The 21,085-nt window shown below is 70.4% G+C and carries 14 protein-coding genes, 1 tRNA gene and 1 pseudogene; 6 read left to right on the forward strand and 10 right to left on the reverse strand.

Annotated elements, in window-relative coordinates:
- Positions 1 to 39: 39 nt before the first annotated feature.
- From OVA21_RS13915 to gdhA, 5 genes and pseudogenes are all read right to left on the reverse strand, one after another.
- A complete protein-coding gene (locus tag OVA21_RS13915; RefSeq protein WP_067719464.1) occupies positions 40 to 477 on the reverse strand; it encodes a heat shock protein transcriptional repressor HspR in 438 nt (145 codons plus the stop codon).
- Entirely contained in the window at positions 474 to 1,655 is a 1,182-nt protein-coding gene (gene dnaJ / locus OVA21_RS13920) for a molecular chaperone DnaJ (protein WP_268092663.1), read from the reverse strand. The genes OVA21_RS13915 and dnaJ overlap by 4 nt, the downstream gene beginning before the upstream one ends.
- A 160-nt stretch (positions 1,656 to 1,815) precedes the next feature.
- Positions 1,816 to 2,432 (reverse strand): annotated as a pseudogene (gene grpE / locus OVA21_RS13925) (nucleotide exchange factor GrpE).
- Positions 2,429 to 4,282 (reverse strand): molecular chaperone DnaK, encoded by a 1,854-nt coding sequence (gene dnaK / locus OVA21_RS13930; RefSeq protein WP_268092665.1) that lies wholly within the window; start codon positions 4,280 to 4,282, stop codon positions 2,429 to 2,431. The pseudogene grpE and the gene dnaK overlap by 4 nt, the downstream one beginning before the upstream one ends.
- Positions 4,283 to 4,627: 345 nt before the next feature.
- The gene (gene gdhA, locus OVA21_RS13935; protein ID WP_069388614.1) at positions 4,628 to 5,974 is read right to left on the reverse strand and encodes an NADP-specific glutamate dehydrogenase; all 1,347 of its coding nucleotides are present in this window, start codon (positions 5,972 to 5,974) and stop codon (positions 4,628 to 4,630) included.
- A 239-nt stretch (positions 5,975 to 6,213) separates the two neighbouring features.
- On the opposite strand from gdhA, the gene OVA21_RS13940 reads away from it, so the two are divergent.
- From OVA21_RS13940 to OVA21_RS13950, 3 genes are all read left to right on the forward strand, one after another.
- Positions 6,214 to 7,842 carry a S1 family peptidase gene (locus OVA21_RS13940; protein WP_268092666.1) on the forward strand — a complete coding sequence of 543 codons (1,629 nt, stop codon included), beginning with the start codon at positions 6,214 to 6,216 and terminating at the stop codon, positions 7,840 to 7,842.
- Positions 7,843 to 8,016: 174 nt separating this feature from the next.
- Positions 8,017 to 11,289 carry a heterodisulfide reductase-related iron-sulfur binding cluster gene (locus tag OVA21_RS13945; RefSeq protein ID WP_268092667.1) on the forward strand — a complete coding sequence of 1,091 codons (3,273 nt, stop codon included), beginning with the start codon at positions 8,017 to 8,019 and terminating at the stop codon, positions 11,287 to 11,289.
- A 410-nt stretch (positions 11,290 to 11,699) separates the two neighbouring features.
- On the forward strand, positions 11,700 to 12,953 hold the full coding sequence (locus OVA21_RS13950) for a pyridoxal phosphate-dependent aminotransferase (protein WP_069389501.1): 1,254 nt from the start codon (positions 11,700 to 11,702) through the stop codon (positions 12,951 to 12,953).
- A gap of 37 nt (positions 12,954 to 12,990) precedes the next feature.
- Here OVA21_RS13950 and OVA21_RS13955 read toward each other — a convergent pair whose 3' ends face one another.
- The 4 genes from OVA21_RS13955 to OVA21_RS13970 form a co-directional block, all read right to left on the reverse strand.
- Positions 12,991 to 14,412 carry a UDP-glucose dehydrogenase family protein gene (locus OVA21_RS13955; RefSeq protein WP_268092668.1) on the reverse strand — a complete coding sequence of 474 codons (1,422 nt, stop codon included), beginning with the start codon at positions 14,410 to 14,412 and terminating at the stop codon, positions 12,991 to 12,993.
- Positions 14,413 to 14,504: 92 nt separating this feature from the next.
- Positions 14,505 to 15,068 carry a dCTP deaminase gene (dcd, locus tag OVA21_RS13960; protein ID WP_067719486.1) on the reverse strand — a complete coding sequence of 188 codons (564 nt, stop codon included), beginning with the start codon at positions 15,066 to 15,068 and terminating at the stop codon, positions 14,505 to 14,507.
- Positions 15,049 to 15,879: a hypothetical protein gene (locus tag OVA21_RS13965; protein WP_268092669.1), complete on the reverse strand. Its 831-nt coding sequence runs from the start codon at positions 15,877 to 15,879 to the stop codon at positions 15,049 to 15,051. Before OVA21_RS13965 ends, dcd begins: the two co-directional genes overlap by 20 nt.
- Before the next feature lie 170 nt (positions 15,880 to 16,049).
- The gene (locus OVA21_RS13970; protein ID WP_268092670.1) at positions 16,050 to 16,898 is read right to left on the reverse strand and encodes a hypothetical protein; all 849 of its coding nucleotides are present in this window, start codon (positions 16,896 to 16,898) and stop codon (positions 16,050 to 16,052) included.
- A gap of 216 nt (positions 16,899 to 17,114) precedes the next feature.
- Between OVA21_RS13970 and OVA21_RS13975 the strand changes: the two genes are divergently transcribed.
- Both OVA21_RS13975 and OVA21_RS13980 read left to right on the forward strand, forming a co-directional pair.
- Positions 17,115 to 17,369 (forward strand): hypothetical protein, encoded by a 255-nt coding sequence (locus OVA21_RS13975; RefSeq protein WP_069389498.1) that lies wholly within the window; start codon positions 17,115 to 17,117, stop codon positions 17,367 to 17,369.
- A gap of 61 nt (positions 17,370 to 17,430) precedes the next feature.
- Positions 17,431 to 17,501 (forward strand) — tRNA-Gly (locus OVA21_RS13980).
- Between the two features lie 53 nt (positions 17,502 to 17,554).
- On the opposite strand, the gene OVA21_RS13985 is transcribed toward OVA21_RS13980, so the two are convergent.
- Entirely contained in the window at positions 17,555 to 18,571 is a 1,017-nt protein-coding gene (locus OVA21_RS13985; protein ID WP_268092671.1) for a methyl-accepting chemotaxis protein, read from the reverse strand.
- A gap of 103 nt (positions 18,572 to 18,674) precedes the next feature.
- Here OVA21_RS13985 and ppsA point away from each other — a divergent pair, with 103 nt between their 5' ends.
- Positions 18,675 to 21,005, forward strand: a complete 2,331-nt coding sequence (ppsA, locus tag OVA21_RS13990) for a phosphoenolpyruvate synthase (protein ID WP_268092672.1) — start codon at positions 18,675 to 18,677, stop codon at positions 21,003 to 21,005.
- The last annotated feature ends 80 nt before the right edge of the window (positions 21,006 to 21,085 follow it).

Consider the following 21,085-nt stretch of genomic DNA (forward strand, 5'->3'; position numbering starts at 1 on the left):
AGGTGAGGCTTCGCTATGAAAGTCGGGCGGATCCGGTCATCAGCCGTCGCGGCGGCCCGTCTCCCGCTGGTGACGGGGCCGCCACACGACCACCGACGTCGAGCGGGGCACGTGGACGAGTTCACCGCCCGCCCGGCCGGAGGACCCGGAACGGCGACGAAGTTCGGCGACCTCCTCGACCAGTTCTGACACGCGGCTGCGCAGGGCGTCGACCTGATTGGTCAGCTCAATGATCCGCTTGATGCCGGCGAGGTTGACGCCCTCCTCCTGGCTGAGGCGCTGGACCTCGCGGAGCAGTGCCACGTCCCGCAGCGAATAGCGTCGCCCACCGCCGCTGGTGCGCTCAGGGGTGACGATGCCGAGGCGGTCGTAGGTTCGCAGGGTCTGAGCGTGCAGCCCGGAGAGTTCGGCGGCCACCGAGATCACCAGGACGCTGTCGTCGGCCCCCAGCTCGCTGACGTCCCGCCGGGGGCTCATGCCGACCCCGCCCAGCCCGACCGCGGATCGAAGCCGGCGGCGCGCAACGCGTCGTCATAGGCGGCGAGCTCGGCTTCGGCCATCCCGGCGGGGGGCGTGGCCACCCGGAGGGTGACCTTGAGGTCACCGGTTCCGGTCTTGCGTGCGATTCCCCGGCCGCGCACCCGAAGGATCTGTCCGTCGCGGGAGCCGGCGGGGATCTTGACGGTCACCCGCCCGGTGAGCGTGGGTACCGACACCTGGGCGCCGAGGACCAACTCCGGGTAGGACACCGGCAGGTCGACGAGCAGGTCGGCCCCGTCGCGGTCGAACACCTGGTCCTTCTGAACGGTGACCGTCACGTACAGGTCGCCCGACGGTGCCCCGCGGAAGCCCGCCTCACCCTGCCCGGAGAGCCGGATGCGCTGGCCGTCGGAGACGCCGGCCGGGACCTTGACGTTGATGGTGCGGGTGCGGTCGGTGACGCCGCTGCCACCGCAGTCGGTGCACGGGTCGTCGATCTTGGACCCGGTGCCGCCGCAGTCGGTGCAGGGCTCGGCGAAGCCGAAGGCCCCCTGGGTGCGCTGGGTGACGCCCGCACCATGGCAGGTGCCGCACACCTTGGGGCTGGTCCCCGGCTTCGCGCCACTGCCGTGGCAGATCAGACACGGCGAGGCGGAGGAGAGTTTGATCTGGACCGTCTCACCGAGGGCGGCCTCACGGAAGGACAGGGTCAGGGCGGTCTCGACGTCCTGGCCGCCCCGCGGGCGCTGTGCCCGGCCGCGGCCGGCCCCGCCGCCACCCGGGCGGGCCTGGTTGAACAGGCCGCCGAACAGGTCCGAGAATCCCCCGGCGCCGCCGGCGGGCCCGCCGCCACCGAAGAGGTCGTTGATGTCGAAGTCACCGCCGGAGGCAGTGTACCGGCCCCCGCCGCCCGGGGCGAAGCCGCTGAACCCGCCGGAGGTGACCTGGTCGCGGAAGGCGTCGTACTCCTTGCGCCGGGCGGGATCGCCGATGACGTCGTTGGCCTCGCTGATCCGCTTGAACTTGTCCTCCGCGGCCGCGTTGCCCGGGTTGGAGTCCGGGTGGTTCTCCCGCGCGAGCTTGCGGTAGGCCTTGCGGATCTCGTCCTGGGTGGCGGACTTGGAGACGCCCAGTTCGGCGTAGTAGTCCTTCTCGACCCATTCGCGCTGACTCACCAGACGCCTCCCTTCTTCTTGTTGCAGTTCTTCTTCTAATTGCAGAGTTCGGGTCTACGAATTCTCTCAGTTCCCCGGCACGTCCGGGGTGGGTCGGCGTGCGGGTGCGTCCCGAGATCATCGGGACGCACCCGCACGCCGGGGTGATGAGCCGGTGGGCTCAGCGGACGCTGACCATCGCCGTCCGCAGGGTCCGCTCACCGTGGCGGTAGCCCTTGCGCAGGACCGTCCCCAGCACGGGCTCGGATCCCTCGGATTCGTCCTGCACGGCCTCGTGGAGGGCCGGGTCGAACGGATCGCCCTCGTTTCCGAAGGACTCGACACCCTGGGATGCCAGTAGCGCGCGGACCTTGTCGGCGAAGACCTTGAGCGGCCCCTCGGCGAGGTCGCCGTGCGCCTCGGCCCGGTCGAGGTCGTCGACGATACCCAGCAGCTCGGTGAGGACCGAGCCCTTGGCGGTGTCGATGATCGATTGGCGGTCACGTTCGACGCGGCGCCGGTAGTTGGCGAACTCCGCCGACACCCGCTGCAGGTCCGCGGTCCGCTCGTCGAGCTGCGCCTGCAGCGCGGCGGCCGGATCGTCCGCGGGAACGTCCCCGGTCGGGGCGCCCCCGCGTCAGCGGCATCGGCTGCGGTGCCGTCGGCGTCGCTGTCGGTCGACGGCGGGGCGTCGTCGACGATCTCGGCCTCGACCGCCTCGGCGGCCTGCTCGGCCTCGTCGTCAGCGCCGGCCCACGCCGCCTTCTCGGAGGCGTCGGTCTGCTCGGGGCGGGTCACTTGGACTCACCCTTCGACTCGTCCTCGTCGACCACCTCGGCATCGACCACGTCGTCGTCGGCCGCGCCCGCACCCGACGCGTCGCCGGCCTCGGCACCCTCGGCCGCGGAGGCCTCGTAGATGGCCTGGCCGACGGCCTGCGCCTCGGTGTTGACCTTCTCGACCGCGGACTTGATGGCGTCGACGTCCGAGCCCTCGAGGGCGGTCTTGGCGTCGGCGATCGCGGCCTGGAGCGACTCCTTCTTGTCGGCCGGGATCTTGTCCTCGTTCTCCGAGACGAACTTCTCCGTCTGGTAGATCGTGGACTCGGCCTGGTTGCGGGCGTCCGCCTCCTCGCGACGCTTGTGGTCCTCGGCGGCGTGCTCCTCGGCGTCCTTGATCATCTGGTCGATCTCCTCCTTGGACAGGCCGGAGCCGTCCTGGATGATGATCGTGTTCTCCTTGCCGGTGCCCTTGTCCTTGGCGGTCACGTGGACGATGCCGTTGGCGTCGATGTCAAAGGTGACCTCGATCTGCGGCACGCCACGCGGCGCGGGGGCGATACCGGCGAGCTCGAACGACCCGAGCAGCTTGTTCTGCGCCGCCATCTCGCGCTCGCCCTGGAAGACCTGGATCTGCACGGACGGCTGGTTGTCGTCGGCGGTCGTGAAGGTCTCCGAACGCTTGGTCGGGATCGTGGTGTTGCGCTCGATGAGCTTGGTCATCACGCCACCCTTGGTCTCGATGCCCAGCGACAGCGGGGTCACGTCGAGCAGCAGGACGTCCTTGACCTCACCGCGGAGCACGCCGGCCTGCAGCGCGGCACCCACGGCCACGACCTCGTCCGGGTTGACGCCCTTGTTGGGCTCCTTGCCGCCGGTGAGCTCCTTGACCAGGTCGGTCACGGCGGGCATACGGGTCGAACCGCCGACCAGCACGACGTGGTCGATGGAGCCGACCGAGATGCCGGCGTCCTTGATCACGGCCTGGAACGGGTTGCGGCAGCGATCGAGCAGGTCCTGCGTGATCTTCTGGAACTCGGCGCGCGAGAGAGTCTCGTCCAGGAAGAGCGGGTTCTTGTCCGCGTCGACGGTGATGTACGGGAGGTTGATCGAGGTGGACTGCCCGCTGGACAGCTCGATCTTGGCCTTCTCGGCCGCCTCGCGCAGGCGCTGCAGGGCCATCTTGTCCTTGGTCAGGTCGATGCCGTTCTGCGCCTTGAACTTGTCGACGAGCCAGTTGACGATCCGCTGGTCCCAGTCGTCGCCACCGAGGTGGTTGTCGCCCGAGGTCGCACGGACCTCCACGACGCCGTCGCCGATGTCGAGCAGGGAGACGTCGAAGGTGCCGCCACCGAGGTCGAAGACCAGGATGGTCTGCTCCTTGTCGCCCTTGTCGAGGCCGTAGGCCAGGGCTGCCGCGGTGGGCTCGTTGACGATGCGCAGGACGTTGAGGCCCGCGATCTGACCGGCGTCCTTGGTGGCCTGACGCTGGGCGTCATTGAAGTAGGCCGGAACGGTGATGACGGCGTCGGTGACGTCCTCACCGAGGTAGGACTCGGCGTCGCGCTTGAGCTTCTGCAGCGTGCGGGCGCTGATCTCCTGCGGGGTGTAGGTCTTGCCGTCGATCGAGTCCGACTTCCAGTCCGTGCCGATGTGGCGCTTGACCGAGCGGATGGTGCGGTCGACGTTGGTGACCGCCTGGTTCTTCGCCGGCTGACCGACGAGGACCTCGCCGTTCTTGGCGAACGCGACGACCGACGGGGTCGTGCGCGCGCCCTCGGCGTTGGCGATGACCGTGGCGTCGCCGCCCTCGAGGACCGCGACGGCCGAGTTGGTGGTGCCGAGGTCGATGCCTACTGCACGTCCCATGATGTTCTCCTTCTACTGACGTGTACGGGTTCTCTCTAAGCGGACCCGGCTCAAGGCTCGGATCGATGGCTCCACCCTGCCTGCCGGTGGCCTGCCGCGTCAACCTGAGTTGAGCCTGGCCCGCTGAGGTTTGTCGCCCCGTATAACCCCCACTCTGTCGAATCCATTCCGGCGGTGGCGCAACTCACACCATTCATTGAGCCCGCCGGGCTCAACAACGGGAAGAGCGCCCCGGCCGCCGCCTCTCGGCGTTGCGGCTCGGAGCGCTCTTCGTATGGGAAGGGGAAGGTGCGGGAAGGAGAAGGAGGTACGACGACGACGAGGTCCGCCGTCACCCGGATCAGATCAGATGACACCCTGCGCGAGCATGGCGTCGGCGACCTTGCGGAACGCGGCGATGTTCGCCCCGGCCACCAGGTCACCCGGGGCGCCGTACTCCTCGGCGGTCGCCGCCGCGGTGGCGTGGATGGAGGTCATGATGCGGTCGAGCTCGGAGTCCACCCGCTCGAAGTCCCACAGCAGCCGACCGGCGTTCTGCCGCATCTCGAGACCGCTGGTGGCCACGCCGCCGGCGTTGGCGGCCTTGGCGGGCCCGAAGAGGATGCCGGCCCGGTGGATGACCTCCACCGCCTGCTCCGTGCACGGCATGTTGGCGCCCTCGGCGATCACGCGGCACCCGTTCTTGGCGAGCGTGCGCGCCTCCTCGGCGTCGAGCTCGTTCTGGGTGGCACAGGGCAGCGCGATGTCGCACTCCACGTCCCACACGGAACCGGTCTCCAGGTAGGTGCAGTTGCCCCGCTCCCGGGCGTAGGCCGACAGCCGTTCGCGGCGGACCTCCTTGACGTCCAGGAGCAGGTCCAGGTCGAGACCGTCCTCGTCGTGGACGTAGCCCTGACTGTCCGAGCAGGCCACGACGGTCGCGCCGAGCTGGGCCGCCTTCTTGGCCGCGTAGATCGCGACGTTGCCGGAGCCGGAGACGACCACCCTGGAGCCCTCGAGGCTGTACTCGGTGTCGCGGAGCATCTCGCGGACGAAGTAGACGAGCCCGTAGCCGGTCGCCTCGGTGCGCGCCCACGAGCCGCCGTAGCCGACGCCTTTGCCCGTGATGACGCCCGCCTCGTTGCGGCCGGTCACCTTCCGGTACTGGCCGTACAGGTACCCGATCTCGCGCCCGCCCACGCCGATGTCACCGGCCGGGACGTCGAGGTCGGCACCGATGTGGTGCGCGAGCTCGGACATGAAGGACTGGCAGAAGCGCATCACTTCCGCGTCGCTGCGGCCGTGCGGGTCGAAGTCCGACCCGCCCTTGCCGCCGCCCAGGCCGAGACCGGTGAGGGCGTTCTTGAAGACCTGCTCGAACCCGAGGAACTTCAACGTGTCCTCGTCCACGGACTTGTGGAAGCGCAATCCGCCCTTATACGGGCCGAGATCGGAGCTGAACTGCACACGGAAGCCCCGGTTGACCTGGACCGCGCCGGCGTCGTCGACCCACGGCACCCGGAAGGACACCACGCGCTCGGGCTCGATGATCCGCTTGAGGATCCCGCCCTCGACATATTCCGGGTGCTGCTTGACCACGGGTGCGAGCGACTCCAGCACCTCGTGCACGGCCTGCCGGAAGAGGTGCTGTCCGGGATTGCGTCGCACCACGGTGTCAAGGGCGTCGTGAAGTGCGGCGTCAGCGTCGGACATGGGACCTCCGGGTAATAAGTCTTCGGTGATGACGCGTACGTCGTTGCCGAAGAGGCAGCCTAGCGGCAGGGCTCGCGATTCTCCGACTCAGCGTCGTCACATCAATCGACAATCGAATCCCACTAATCACACGTGTCACACTGGACTCACTAATCACATCTACGTAATCTGAGCCGCGACAACCCGAGCCACTGCCGGTCGACGCGCCGTCGCCCAGCCGTGCATTCCGGAAGGCCATCATGCGTATCACCTCGAAGTTCGCCGCCGTCGCCGCCGCCGCGGCACTGGTGGTCACCGCGACCCCTGCCGGCGCGGCCCCCTCCCCCACACCCGCTAACCCGGCTCCGTCCGCCTCCCGACCCGCCGTCGCACAGCCCCTGCCGGCGTTGGCCGATGCCCTCGGTCCGGAGCTGACCTCACTCGTCGAGGCACTGCGACGTGATCTCGGACTCACTCCCGAGCAGTTCCTCGCCCAGGCCGGCATCGGGGAACGTCTGGCCGAGGCCCGTCCCCGGTGGGAGCAGCAGTTCCGTCAGTCGTTCGGCGGCGTCTGGCTGGACGAGGAGGGCACCGGCCTGGTCGGCGTGGTGGCCGGCGCCGCCGGAGATGAGCTGCGCGACGAGGCCACCCGGTCCGGGTTCACGGTCAAGGATGTGGCGCTGACCACGAGTGAACTCGAGGCGCGCGAGCGTCAGGTCATCAAGATCATCGAGGGCACCCCCGAGGACATGCAGGACCTCGTCACCGACGTCCGCGTCGATCCCACCCGCAACGCGGTCGTCGTCACGACCCGCGGCGGCGAGGCCGCGCAGCTCGGCAACCTCGACGCCCGACTGCGGGACCTCGCCGAGATCGACATGATCGAGGCCCCCGACCCGGCGTTCGACACGGCCCCGTTCGGCAGCGAGGGGGGCACCGGGTCCGACGGCGAGCCGACCGTCGACGGCATCGAGCCGGCCACCACCCGCGCGGACGACCCGGACGGGACCGGCACGGCGCCCGGGAGCGGCGGCGACTCCGGCTCGCTCGGCAGCCTGGCCCTGCTCAATGACGCCGGCCTCGTCCCCGAGGGCCCCATGCGCACGGTCATCGACCTCCTCGCCGGCCTGACCCCCGGCACCGGGTCGATCATCGACGGGATGATGGCCCAGACCATGGTCGACCCCGGCACCCCCGTGCCCGAGAACCAGCCGCGGGCCATCGAATCGGTCCCCGCTCCGGCGGGGCCCGTCACGGGCGGTACCGCGTACCAGGTGGGCGTCCCGGGAGGAATCCTCGAGTGCTCGACCGGGTTCAACGGTGAACTGGACGGCAAGCCCGTCGTCATCACCGCCGCGCACTGCGCCGGCGCCGACGGCACCCGCGCCGCCCTCGCCGACGGCGAGGAGTTCGGCACCATGACCCGCAGCGAGCGGGAGGGCATCGACACCGCCCTCATCGCGGTCGACGACGACGTGGCGGACCGGTTCCGTACCAACCTGGTGGGAGACGGGCCGGACAGCACCCAGGAGATCATCGGCACCGCGGACCCGGTCGTCGGCCAGAAGGCCTGCAAGACGGGGTTCCGGACCGGCTTCTCCTGCGGCACGATCTCGCAGGTCGGCACGACAATCGACGTGGCGGGCACGCGCACCATCTCGAACGCCTTCACCGTGGACCTGTGCGCCCTGCCCGGCGACAGCGGCGGCGTCGTCTTCTCCGGCGACCGGGCCCTGGGGATCTCGAGCGCGTCCAACGTCGCGGACTCCGTCACCTGCGCCGACGCCGACGCCGTGGCCCGGACGGCCGGGTTCACCCCGCGCCTGTCGGCCGTCCCGATCGCCGACGTCCTCGCCGCACACCCCGGGCTGACGCTCCGGACCAACTGACCCTCCCCTTCCACGCGGGCCCCGCCTGCGAGTGGAGTCTGCTCCGGTAAGGGCAGCCTCAACTCGGCAGACGGGGCCCGCGTGGCTTACCTTTGACCTCGACACAGTCGACGGGCGCCCACAGGGTCCTATGAGTGCTCGTGCGTCGAGAAGTGCGACGAAAGGCCGCGAACCATGTCAGGCGTGACCATCACACTCGGGACGATCGGCGTCCTGCTCAGTCTGTTCTGCTGGGCATCCTTCATAGGCGGCGTCACGCGCATGGTGCGCAGCCTGTTCCTGGGACAGAAGGACGGATTCGACCGGCTGCGGCCGATCCTGCCCCGATTGAAGAACGTCATCGTCGAGGTGGGCGCCCACACCCGGATGGCCCGCAAACGTTCGGTGGGCTTCTTCCACTGGTTCGTCATGGTGGGCTTCCTGCTCGGCTCGATCGTCTGGTTCGAGGCCTACATCCAGACGTTCAACCCCCGCGGCGGCTGGCCCTGGCTGTCCGACCAGGCCTGGTACCACGCCGTCGACGAGTTCCTGGGCCTGGGCACCGTCATCGGCATCACCGTGCTGATCATCATCCGTCAGATCAACCAGCGTCGCGGCCTCAACCGCTTCGTCGGCTCGGACCGCAAGGCCGCCTACTTCGTCGAGACCGTCGTGCTCCTCGAGGGCCTGGGCATGATCTTCGTCAAGGCCGGCAAGCTGTCGCTGCAGGCCGCCGACGGGTACGACTTCCACTGGTCCACGGACTGGGTCACCGGCCCGCTGTCGACGATCCTGCCGGCCAACGAGCTCATGGTCTCGGTCTTCGCGCTGATCAAGCTGCTCACCGGCATGATCTGGCTGTACGTCGTGGGCCGCAACATCACGTGGGGCGTCGCCTGGCACCGCTTCTCCGCGTTCTTCAACATCTACTTCAAGCGCGAGGCCGACGGCCGCACCGCGCTCGGCCCGCTCAAGCCGATGACCATGGACGGCGTCCCGCTGACCATGGAGAAGGTCGAGGAGCTCACCGAGGCCGACGAGGACTTCGAGCCCAAGCTGGGCGCCGGAGCCATCGAGGACTTCTCCTGGAAGGGCTGGCTGGACTTCTCCACCTGCACCGAGTGCGGCCGCTGCCAGGAGCAGTGCCCCGCCTGGAACACCGGCAAGCCGCTGAGCCCCAAGCTCATGATCATGTCCCTGCGCGACCACGGTGCCGCGAAGGCGCCGTACCTGCTCGCCGGTGGGCAGACCACGATGGGCGAGGAGACCGGACTGGTCGACGCCGAGGGCAACCCCGACGAGGCCAGGCTCGCCAAGATCCCGGAGGCGGCCCGCCTCGAGGCCCAGCGCCCCCTCGTCGGTCACACCACCGCGGACCTCTCCGACGACCCGATGGCCGCCGGCATCATCGACCCCGAGGCCCTGTGGTCCTGCACCACGTGTGGCGCCTGCGTCGAGCAGTGCCCGGTGGACATCGAGCACGTCGACCACTTCATCGACATGCGCCGCTACCAGGTCCTCATCGAGTCCGAGTTCCCGACCGAGCTCGCGGGCCTGTTCAAGAACCTCGAGAACAAGGGCAACCCCTGGGGCCAGAACAACTCCGGTCGCGACGAGTGGATGAACTCCCTCGACTTCGAGATCCCCGTGATCGGCAAGGACATCGAGGACTTCGCCGACACCGAGTACCTGTTCTGGGTGGGCTGTGCCGGCGCCTTCGAGGACCGCGCCAAGAAGACCACCCAGGCCGTGGCCTCGCTGCTGCACACCGCCGGTGTGAAGTTCGCGGTGCTGGGCCAGGGCGAGACCTGTACCGGCGACTCGGCCCGCCGCGCGGGCAACGAGTTCCTGTTCCAGATGCTCGCCCAGCAGAACATCGAGGTCATGAACGACGCGTTCGACGGCGTGCCCGCCGCGCAGCGCAAGGTCGTCGTGACGTGTGCCCACTGCCTCAACGCGCTGAAGAACGAGTACGGCGACTTCGGCGGCGACTACCAGGTGGTCCACCACACGCAGCTGCTCAACCGTCTGGTGCGCGAGAAGCGCCTCGTGCCGGTGGCCCCGATCGACGGTGGCGTCACCTACCACGACCCGTGTTACCTCGGCCGCCACAACCAGGTCTACGAGGCCCCGCGTGAGCTCATGGACGGCTCGGGCGTGACCCTCACGGAGATGCCCCGTCACGGGCAGCGGTCCATGTGCTGTGGCGCCGGTGGCGCGCGCATGTGGATGGAGGAGACGGTCGGCAAGCGCATCAACATCGACCGTGTCGACGAGGCCCTGTCGACCAAGGCCACGAAGATCGCCACGGGCTGCCCGTTCTGTCGCGTGATGCTCTCGGACGGGGCCACCGCCCAGACCGACGGCACCGAGCAGGAGGGCCAGGTCGAGGTCGTGGACGTCGCCCAGCTGCTCCTGGAGTCCGTCTCCCGTGACGGCGGCCTGCCCGAGCCTCGCGAGGCCGCGTGGCTGGAGCAGCCCACGCGTGAGAAGACGAAGGCGGAGAAGGAGGCCGAGCAGGCCGAGCGCGACGCCGCCGAGGCGGAGTCCGCCACGGCCGCCGCCCCCGCTGCCCCGGCCGAGGCCGCGCCGGACAACGCCGTCGTCGACGAGGGCGAGGGCGCGGAGGTCGCCGCCGCCGGCACCGGTGGCGCGGCCAGCGCGGCCGAGGCCGGCCCGTCGGCCGCCGATTCGACGGGCGCACCCAAGTCGGGTGGCCTCAAGCTCGGTGGCGGCGGCAAGGCCCCCGGCGGCCCCAAGGCCCCGGGTGCGCCGAAGGCCCCCGGCGCTCCGAAGGCCCCTGGCGCCGCCGGGAGCGGCGAGTCCGCCACCGAGGCCCAGTCCGCGGTGAAGGACGCCGAGCGCACGGAGGAGACCCGCGAGGCCGCGCAGGGCTCCGCTCCGGCCACCACCGGCGCTCCCAAGCCGAGCGCCGGTGCGCCGAAGTCCGGCGGGCTCACCCTGGGTGGCGGGGCCAAAGCTCCGGGCGGGGCGAAGGCCCCGGGCACGGCCAAGGCTCCGGGCGGCGCGAAGGCCCCGGGCACGGCCAAGGCAGCGGCGTCCGAGCCGTCCGCGGGCGAGTCCGCCGCCGCGCAGACCGAGACCGCCGATGCCGGGTCCGCCACGGACACCGCACCGGCCGCGCCCGCGAAGCCGGCCGTCGGCCTGGGCCTCAAGGGTGGAGCTAAGGCGCCCGGCGCACCCAAGGCACCCGGTGCTCCGAAGGCACCCGGCGCTCCGAAGGCCGAGCCCGCCGCCCCGGCGACCGAGGCCCCGGCGAAAGCCGAGCCCGCCGACACTGCCGACACCGCCGAGTCCGCGACCGGTTCCGCCGACCAGGCTGAGTCGACGTCGACCGAGTCCACCCAGGCTGAGTCGACGCCGACCGATGCCCCGGCGAAGCCCGCGTCGGGTGGGGCGATCCCCCGCTCGAAGAAGTCCGGAGGTTACGGCCTCTCTCTGGGCTGACGCCCACCGGACGCCACCGCGGCCCGTGATCAGATCTCCTGATCACGGGCCGCGGCGCATGTGGACGTTCCCCGGGGGGAGGGCGTACGCGCGTCCGCTCGCGACGCCGCCCTCAACCGCTCCCGCGCCTGGCGCCCAGGGCGCTCCCGCAGATGTACTGCACGAAGCTCGCCGCTCCTGAACATGGCGTCTGGCCTGCCCTTCGGCGGGTGCGAGACGCCATGCCCGCGGGCGGCTGGAGCTCCAGCCGGCGACCGCGTAGAAAGGTGCCACCGCCGCGCTGCGTTCACGACATCCCTGTGGGGCCACGGTGCTCTCCTTCGGCCCCGGGCATGGTGCCGCCATGCCCCACCGGACATACGCCCTCCGCGACGCGGGCCACAGCGACCCGAGTGGCACAATCGCAAGGTATGACGCCTGAGACCACGGGACGAACGCTCCACCAGCTGCGCACGCTCGACCAGTCCTCCAAGCTCAAGGACGTCCTCTACGAGATCCGCGGGCCGGTACTGGCCAGAGCCCATCAGCTCGAGGCCGAGGGTCACCGCATCCTCAAGCTGAACATCGGCAACCCCGCGCCGTTCGGGTTCGAGGCGCCGGACGTGATCATGCGGGACATGATCGCCGCGCTCCCCCACGCGCAGGGCTACTCGGAGTCCAAGGGCATCCTGTCGGCCCGCCGGGCGATCTTCACGCGCTACGAGCTGGTCCCGGACTTCCCTCGTCTCAGCGTCGACGACATCTACCTCGGCAACGGCGTGTCCGAGCTGATCACGATGACCATGCAGGCGCTGCTCGACGACGGCGACGAGGTCCTCATCCCGGCGCCCGACTACCCGCTGTGGACGGCCATGACGTCGCTCGCGGGCGGCAAGCCCGTCCACTACCTCGCGGACGAGGACGACGACTGGAACCCGTCGCTCGAGGACATCGCCTCCAAGATCACCCCGCGCACCAAGGCCATCGTGGTCATCAACCCCAACAACCCCACCGGCGCGGTCTACTCGCGTGAGGTCCTGCAGGGGATCGTCGATCTCGCCCGCGAGCACAGTCTGCTCATCCTGGCCGACGAGATCTACGACCGGATCGTCTACGACGAGGCCGAGCACACCTCCATCGCCACCCTCGCCCACGACCTGCTCGTGCTGACCTTCAACGGACTGTCCAAGACCTACCGTGTGGCGGGCTACCGGGCGGGCTGGCTGGCGATCACGGGCCCCAAGGCGCACGCGGCCGGCTTCCTCGAGGGGTTGGAACTACTGGCGTCCACCCGCCTGTGCCCCAACGTGCCCGCGCAGCACGCCATCCAGGTGGCGCTCGGTGGCTATCAGTCGATCAACGAGCTCATCGAGCCCGGCGGCCGGCTGCACGAGCAGCGGGGCATCGCGTGGGAGAAGCTCAACACGATCCCGGGCGTGAGCTGTGTCAAGCCCATGGGCGCGCTGTACGCCTTCCCCAAGCTGGACCCGAACGTCCACGAGATCCACGACGACCGGCTGTTCGCCCTTGACCTGCTCGAGCAGGAACGGATCCTCATCACCCAGGGCACGGGCTTCAACTGGCCGGACCCCGACCACTTCCGGGTGGTCACCCTGCCCGCCTCTCGCGATCTGGGTGTGGCGATCGAGCGGATCGGCAACTTCCTGGCCTCGTACCGGCAGTAGCCCGGGGGCCGCGTCGGCCGGTGCCAGGTCGGCCGGGTCAGGTCGACGGGTGTCCTGAGCGCATCGGCGAGACGACCCCCGGCCCGGCGGGGGCCGTCCCCGTGCGGCGGGTGGCGCCCTCCGCCGGCACCCCGCGTCCGAGTGCGCGGTAGGTCCAGCCGGCGGCGCGCCAGCGGTCGGCGGGCATGCAGTTGCGACCGTCCAGCAGGACCCGGCCGCGCGCCACCCCGGTGACCGCGGCCGGGTCCAGCTCGACGAACTCGGGCCACTCGGTGGCCACCAGCACCACGTCGGCGCCCTCACAGGCGGCCAGCGCCGATTCGGCGTACGTCAGCGTGGGAAACAGGGCGCGGGCATTGTCCAGGGCCTGTGGGTCGTACACGACGGTGCTCGCGCCCTTGAGCGAGAGCATGCCCGCCACGTTCAGCGCCGGCGAGTCCCGCACGTCATCGGAGTTCGGCTTGAACGCCGCCCCCAGCACGGCGACGGTCTTGCCGATGACCGTCCCGCCGCACGCCTCGACGGCCAGGTCCACCATCCGCTCGCGTCGGCGCATGTTGATCGAGTCGACCTCCCGCAGGAACGTCATCGCCTCGTCCGCGCCCAGCTCACCGGCCCGGGCCATGAAGGCGCGAATGTCCTTGGGCAGACACCCACCACCGAAGCCCAGGCCGGCATTGAGGAAGCGCCGCCCGATCCGCTTGTCCATGCCGATCGCATCGGCCAACACCGTCACATCGGCGCCGGCGGCCTCACACACCTCCGACACCGCGTTGATGAAGCTGATCTTGGTCGCCAGGAACGCGTTCGCGCTGACCTTGACCAACTCTGCCGTAGCCAGGTCCGTCACGATCACCGGGCACGGATCGGCCTCCAGGATCGGCGCGTACGCCTCTTCAACCAGCTCCCGCGCGAGCCCCAGTGCCGACTCACCGCCGGCCAGGCCGATCACGATCCGATCCGGCGTCAGGGTGTCCGCCACGGCGAAGCCCTCGCGGAGGAACTCCGGGTTCCACAGCACCTCGACCCGCACCCCGTCCGGGGCGCGGGAGTCGGCGATCTGTTGCAACCGCGCGGCCGTGCCCACCGGCACCGTCGACTTGCCCACCAGCGCCGCATCCGCGGACAGCAGGGGCGTCAGTCGCGCCACGACGTCCTCCACGTGCGAGGTGTCGGCGGCGAACTCACCCTTGCGCTGCGGGGTCCCGACCCCGATGAAGTGCAGGTCGGCGAAGGCGGCCGCCTCGGCGTAGTCGGTGGTGAACCGCAACCTCCCCGACTCCACGTGCCGCAGCAGGATCTCCGGCAGCCCCGGCTCGTAGAACGGCACCTCGCCCCGACGCAGCCGCTCGATCTTGGCCTCGTCGACATCCACCCCCAGCACCTCGTGGCCCAGCTCGGCCATGCAGGCGGCGTGGGTGGCACCGAGGTACCCGGTCCCGAACACGGTCATACGCATGGCGCTGTTCTACCCCGTCGACGCGGCGCGGCGGGAACGGGCTGGTGAACGGCGGGCGAGCAGTGCGCGCCGGATGGCAGCCGTCCGCCGGGTCACCGGAAGTTCAGGTACGCCTTGGAGGCGGTGGGGCCGCGCTGGCCCTGGTACTTCGAGCCCACGGAGGCACTGCCGTACGGGGTCTCGGCGGGACTGGAGAGCCGGAACAGGCACAGCTGGCCGATCTTCATCCCGGGCCACAGCGTGATGGGCAGGTTCGCGACGTTCGACAGCTCGAGGGTGATGTGGCCGTCGAACCCGGGGTCGATGAAGCCGGCGGTGGAGTGCGTGAGCAGCCCGAGTCGACCGAGCGACGACTTGCCCTCGAGCCGGCCGGCCAGGTCGTCGGGCAGGCGGAGTCGCTCGAGGGTGGCCCCCAGGACGAACTCGCCGGGGTGCAGGACGAACGGGTCCCCCTCGGCGGGCTCGACCAGTTCGGTGAGCTCGTCCTGCTGCTGCGCGGGGTCGATGTGGGTGTAGCGCGAGTTGTTGAAGACCCGGAACATCCGGTCGAGGCGGACGTCGATGCTCGACGGCTGGATCAGCGCGGGGTCGAGGGGGTCGATGCCCAGCCGCCCGTCGGCGAGCTCGGTACGGAGGTCACGGTCGGAGAGCAGCACGGTCCTGAGGGTACCGCGCGCCCCCGGCGAGCAACCGGAGCTGGGTCCCCAGCTCGGTGACGTCCGTGCAGGCCTCGGCGAACGGCAGCCGTTCGCGCCGCGCGCGGCCCTCGCGGTCCGTCAGCTCGAGGTCGACGCCGGCGCGGTCGATGCCGATCAGGAGGGGGCGCTCGGCGGGCAGGCACCGGCAGACACGCAGGGCCAGCCGCGGCACCACCTGGCAGCGCGGATCGTTGAGGTGGTCGAGCCAGTGCCCCTCGAGGTCGGTGAAGGGGTCGGGCCCGGAGGTGGCGAGATCGTCGGGGGCGATTTCGGTGACGCCGGAGTCGTCGGTGAGCAGGATCCGCTCCGTCCGGAGCCGGACGAGCGCCGACTCGGATCCGACCCCGAGCAGGGCGGAGTCGGGCAGGTCTCGCGCGATGTGGGTGGCGGCGTGGCGTTGGGCGCGCGTGTCGATCTGTTCGACCAGTCCGTCGACGACGACGAGGCGGCGACACCGGCCCCGGGCTGCCCCGCCGAGGATCTCGTCGAGTACTTCGAGACGGGCGTGCACTCCCCCGGACGGGATCGCCGCGGCGTCGGCCGTCGGGATGACGAGGCTGAGGTCGGCCGTTCCGGAAGTCCGGTGCGCGAGCGCGACCGCGGGAGTGGCGTTCCCGCGGGACCCGGCGGTGTTCTCGCGGGACCCGTCGGTGCTCCCGCGGGACCCGGCGGTGGGGGCGGGGAGACTCAGCGTGGCCCTCGCGCAGCGCCGCAGTGCCGAGCTCGCCCGTTCGGCCGGCTCGGGAACGGGTCCCACCAGTGATCGCATGCCTTCGCCCTCTCGTCATCGCGGTCCCGGCCTTTTCCGTTCCGGCGCCTCAGGGGTAGTGGCGCCGGAACGGAAAACACCGGAGCGGGGACGTGACTACCCGCAGCGATTAACTTAGGTAAGGCTTACCTGTAAAGGCAAGGGCTTTCAGCGAATTCTTGTGAAGTGATTCACCGCGTCAGCGCGGAGAGTTGGCCGAGAACGTCGTCGGAATCGGCGCAGACCTGCGCGAACGAGAGTCTGACGAGGTCGCGGAACCCGCCACCGGTCGATCCGATGAGGAGGTCGACCCCGTACCGGTCGATCGAGACGATCCGCGGATTCGTGCCCGCGATCTGCCGCCCGGCACGCAGGGCGAGACGGGAGGCGAGCCCGGTGTCGGCGGCGAGACGGTGCAGCCACACCTGCTCGTCGACGCCGATCGGGTCGACCGCTGCGGCAGCGAGGGACGCCCGGGGCACCACGTGGACGCCGTCCGCGGTGAGGTAGGTGATCTCCAGTGGCTGCAACTCGCTCAGGCGGAGCGACCCGCCCTCCGAGTTCGGGCCCGTCCCGCCCCCGTCGGCGGTGACCAACCTGCGCGGACGCGCCGGGGACGAGGCCGTCACGATCCCGGAGAGGGTGACAACTCCCCGGGCGACAGCGCAGTCGTCGTCGTCGCCCCCGGCAGCGCGCCCCCCACCGCCGACCCCTCCGCGTCCCGCACCACACGACGCGGGGCGCCCGTCGAGGGCGAACGACGGGCGCGGCGCGGAACCCCGGCACCGACCGGTACAGACCGTGTCGACGATCTCGACGGTGGCGGTCGCCCCGGCGGCCGCGACGCGGTCGACGTCACCGGCCTCGCGCGACATGCCTCCCACGTCGACCACCAGGACGACCACTCCGTCGTCTCGGACGCGCGCGGAACGCAGCGGCCGCCTGAGCACGCCGGCCTCGATGGTCCCGGCCGCACCGCGGGCGAGCACCGTCCGTACCCGCTCGGCGATCGGCCGCTCCATGACCTTGTGCACGTCCACCACGCACCTCCTGCAGGGCTGAGCCCGCGGACCGGCCACCCGGTCGCACAAATCGGACTGTCCTCCAGTTCAGCGCATGGCGCGCCCCTTTCGTTCCCGAACCGACCCGGAAACGACGTGAGACCTGCCACATCGCGGCGCCCTCCCGGCCCGGCGACCCCCCGGGAGCGCCTGGCGGATATGCACCGACCCCCGCTGACGTGGTGAAATGGGCGCATGGACGAGATCAGGGACGAGCCCTCGAAGTACTTCTGGCGCTGGACCCAGTGGTCGTGGGTGTGCGTCGGCGTCGCCGTACTCATCGTGCTGATGGGGATCACCGGCGGCGGGTCGGTCACGCCGTGGATCATCGGCGCGATCGCGGTGGCGGTGATCGGGGGCGTGGCGTTCGGATTCGTCCCCCGCGCGTCGCTCAACCAGCCCAAGCGGCCGATGACCACGGGCGCGAAGCGCAAGTCCGCCCGGAAGTGACCCCACCGCGCCTGCGGCCACCGGGGCTCGTGCTAATCTGAAGCCGCCTCCAGCAGGCACTGCCGATGTAGTTCAATGGTAGAACTTCTGCTTCCCAAGCAGACAGCGCGGGTTCGATTCCCGTCATCGGCTCCGCAAGACGAGAGGCCTTCCCAGATCGGGAGGGCCTCTCGTCATTCAGGAGATCACTCGGTCTTGCCGTTGTCCCCGCCGCGGCGGCGCAGGAGTTGGAATCCGGGGATGCCGGCGACCGCCTCGAGGCACTGTTGCGCCACCTCGAGGATCTGGTGGACCTCGGGCGCGACGGTGTCCAGGGAGGCCAGGACCGGCATGACATCGTTCTCGAGGGTGTCGCCCAGCGCCGGCAGGTGGTCGATGAACTGGATGACCGCCTTGACCTCGTCGGGGTCGACCGACTCGAGGACGTCGTCGGCGATCGGTTCGAGCAACCGGATCGTCTTGTCCGCCCACGCCAGGACCTCGGTCATCCGGGTCGCCACGACCCGGGCGGTCTCCACGTCCAGGTCGGCGTCCACGAGCAGTGCCTCGACGACCGGCTTGACCTGAGCGAAGGTGGAGTCCGCGAAGTCGACGAGGGGGACGACCCGTTCGATGAGCCCGCCTGCGTCGAGGACCAGATCGTCGGCGGTGTCCACCGTCGTCCGGACTCGAGCCACCACGCCCTCGGCGGACTCGACGGTGCTCCCCACCCGTACGACCACGCCCTCGGCGGAATCGATCGTGCCGTCCACGCGACGCACCACGCCCTCGGCGGAGTCGATCGTGCCGCCCACGCGACGCACCACCCCCTCGGCGGAGTCGATCGTGCCGTCCACGCGACGCACCACCCCCTCGGCCGAGTCGACGGTCGAGCCCACCCGCCCGACGATCCCCTCGGCGGCGGACACCGTGACGGCGACCTCGTCGACGACCCGGTTGGCCCTGGCCACCGTGGTGCGGACACCGTCGACCGTGTCGACGGCGGTGGCCACGATCCCGTCGATCTGGCGCACGGTGCGGCTGACCTCGTCGAGCAGGTCCTGGATCCGGACGACCACGTCCTCCACGTCCGCGAGCAGCACGAGGACGCGGGCGGGCAGCATCAGCAGTTCCCTGGCCATTCTCAACTCCCACTCCACGACACGGAACGCCGTTCCCACCACGGAGGAAGCGGAGGGAACGCGGAGCTGGATGTCTGCCATGCGCTGATTGTGCCTGAACCACCCACACCGGGCAGCCGGACTGCGCACCATGGAGACAGCGACGGTTCCGACCGGTCGGGCCGCGATCTCGAAGGAGCGAGCGATGGACGCACGATGGGTCGCCGATTTCGCCGAGCTACGGCTCGCGGACGCACCGGAGTACGGCGGGAAGTCCGCGAATCTCGGGGAGATGACGGGCGCGGGGTTCCCGGTGCCGCCGGGATTCTCGGTGGGCCAGTCCGCCTACCTCGCCGCGATGGAATCGGCCGGTGTCCGATCCCTTCTCCACGACGGGCGGGTCCCGGAGGAGGGAATGAGCGAGGCGGAACTGATGTCTCGCGCGGCGGAGTTGAGCAGCACCGTCGCCGGGGTGGAGATGCCGTCCCGACTGCGCGAGGAGGTCGTGGCGCACTACCGGTCGCTGGGGCCGGACGTCCCGGTGGCGGTCCGCAGCTCCGCGCCCGCGGAGGACGCCGGTGACACCTCCTTCGCGGGGATCCACGAGTCCTACACGGACGTCGTCGGCGAGGAGGCCGTGCTCGAGGCGATTCAGGACTGCTGGTGTTCGTTGTGGACGCCGCGCGCCATGACCTACCGGGCCGTGTCGGGGTACGACGACGAACCGTCGATCGCGGTCGTGGTGCAGAAGATGGTCCGTTCCGACACGTCGGGCGTGGCCTTCACCGCCGACCCTCGCACCTCCCAGGTCGACAGGGTGGTGATCGAGGCGGCGTTCGGGCTCGGCGAGGTGGTGGTGGGCGGCAAGGTCGAGCCGGACACCTACGTCGTCTCCAAGTCCGACCTCCGCCTCCTCACCGTGCACGTCGGCCGGAAGGTCGCACGGATCATCGCGGGCCGGACGGCGGACGGGCTCGTCCCCGTCCCGGAGGCCGAGCAGTTGGACCGGGTGCTCGATGACGACCAGGTGCGGCGGGTCGCCCGCCTCGCAGTGATGTCCGAGCAGCACTACGGCGTACCACAGGACACCGAGTTCGCGTTCGAGGACGGTGAGCTGTACATCGTGCAGACCCGCCCGATCACCACGCTGGACGCCGACGCCGGGCGTACGGGCGGTCCCGGGGCTGGGGAGGCAGGCGGGGCTGCCGGGGCCACGGGGGATGAGGTGGAGCCGATCGTCTCCGGCCTCGGCGCCGGGCCCGGCACCGCGATCGGGACCGCACGCGTCCTGACAGAGCTGTCGGACGGAGTGAACCTGGCGGCCGGCGAGATCCTGGTGGCCACGATGACCGACCCCGACTGGCTGCCGATCCTCCAGCGCGCCGCCGCGATCGTCACCGACGAGGGGGGCGTGACCTGTCACGCCGCCATCGTGGGGCGCGAACTGGGGCGTCCCGTGATCGTGGGCACGCGGTCGGCGACCGCCGACATCGCCGACGGGCAGACCATCACCGTCGACGGCACCGCCGGCGTCGTCTACCCGGGAGAGGTCCGCGCGGCCACGGCACCGCAGGCTCCCGCCGATGCCGGTGCGGCTCCCGAGGTGCGCACACGCGAGGTCACCGCCACAGCCGTCTACGTCAACCTCGCGACGCCCGACGCAGCGGCGCGGGTCGCGGCGATGGACGTCGACGGCGTCGGCCTGCTGCGGGCGGAGTTCCTCATCACCAGCGCTCTGCAGGGGTTGCACCCGCGCCGGCTCATCGCGGAGGGCAGGACGGAAGAGTACGTGGAGCGGATGGCCTCGGGGATCAGCACCATCGCCGCCGCCTTCGATCCGAGGCCCGTGGTGTACCGCGCCACCGACCTGCGGTCCAACGAGTTCCGGGGGCTGCTCGGAGGGGAGGTGGAGGCCGAGGAGCGCAATCCGATGATCGGCTACCGGGGCTGCTTCCGCTACACCCGGGAACCTGACCTGTTCCGGTTGGAACTGGACGCGCTCGAGCGGGTGCGGCGGCGGCACCGGAACCTGCACCTGATGATCCCGTTCGTCCGGACCGGGTGGGAACTGCGTGCCTGTCTGGACATCATCGACGCCCATCCGATCGGTCGGGACACGGGGCTCAAGCGCTGGATAATGGCCGAGGTGCCCTCGGTGGTGCACTGGATCCCCGAGTACGCCGCCATGGGAATAGACGGCGTCTCGATCGGTTCCAACGATCTCACCCAGTTGACGTTGGGGGTCGACCGCGACTCGGAGGTGTGTGCGGACCTGTTCGACTCGATGGACCCGGCGGTGCTCGCGTTCATCGACCAGATCATCGACCGCTGCCACGAGTCCGGCCTCACCGTGTCCCTGTGCGGACAGGCGGCGTCGACCGATCCCCGGATGGCCGAGCACCTCGTCCGGAAGGGGGTCACGTCGGTCTCCGTCACGCCGGACTACGCGGAGATGACCCGGCGGACCGTCGCCCGGGCCGAGCGGACGATCCTGCTCGACGCCGCCCGGGCCGCCGCCCGTCCCGGGCGTGACTGACCGCGCGGCGCGCCCTTGCAGGTCCGCGCCGAAATCAGAGCCTTCCCTCACCTTGGACTGTTTGCTGACAACGCACTAGC

The sequence above is a fragment of the Dietzia sp. SL131 genome (genome assembly GCF_026672565.1).
Taxonomy (GTDB): Bacteria; Actinomycetota; Actinomycetes; order Mycobacteriales; family Mycobacteriaceae; genus Dietzia; species Dietzia kunjamensis.